At 56.0% G+C, this 448-nt stretch carries 1 protein-coding gene; it reads right to left on the bottom strand.

Going from position 1 to position 448, the window contains the following annotated elements; all coding sequences use genetic code 11:
* Window positions 1-448, bottom strand: a 448-nt coding sequence (locus FJV41_RS55765) for a DUF3289 family protein (protein ID WP_141649617.1), incomplete at both ends; no start/stop codon positions are given.

Raw genomic sequence — 448 nt, 5'->3', positions numbered from 1 at the left:
AAGGAGAATACCTTGGCAAGTCCCCGGAACTCATCAAACATCAGCCGGACACTTTCCTCCCGGCTGACCACGACCGGCGTACTTCCCGTCAGGCTGCCCGGATAAAATACACCATACGAACTGGCGGGCACTGGTGGGACAAGGGTCAGCGTATACGGGTTCACTTTCGCCGAGACATCCGTCAGACCAAAGCGCTCTTTCAGTGCTTCCTCGCTCAGATCACCGTGGTGCATGTCCTTTGCGCCGTAGTCATCCATTGCCCTCTGCGTGGCATAAATCAGCGCCGGAAGGGGCATTGGCTGAGGCCCTTTAGCCTTCGCCTCATTCAGTTTTTTCCTGCTGGCTTCCCTCTCCCGTTCGGCAGCCAGCCCGGCATTGCAGTTATATTCGTAGGTGTTATCCAAATCTTGCGGAATGAATTTCGCCCGACACGGGCAGGAGCTGTAAC

The sequence above is a fragment of the Myxococcus llanfairpwllgwyngyllgogerychwyrndrobwllllantysiliogogogochensis genome (assembly GCF_006636215.1).
In the GTDB taxonomy this organism is placed as follows: Bacteria; Myxococcota; Myxococcia; order Myxococcales; family Myxococcaceae; genus Myxococcus; species Myxococcus llanfairpwllgwyngyllgogerychwyrndrobwllllantysiliogogogochensis.
Note: the sequence above shows the minus strand (reverse complement) of the source record. Positions and strands in the feature narration are given on the sequence as shown.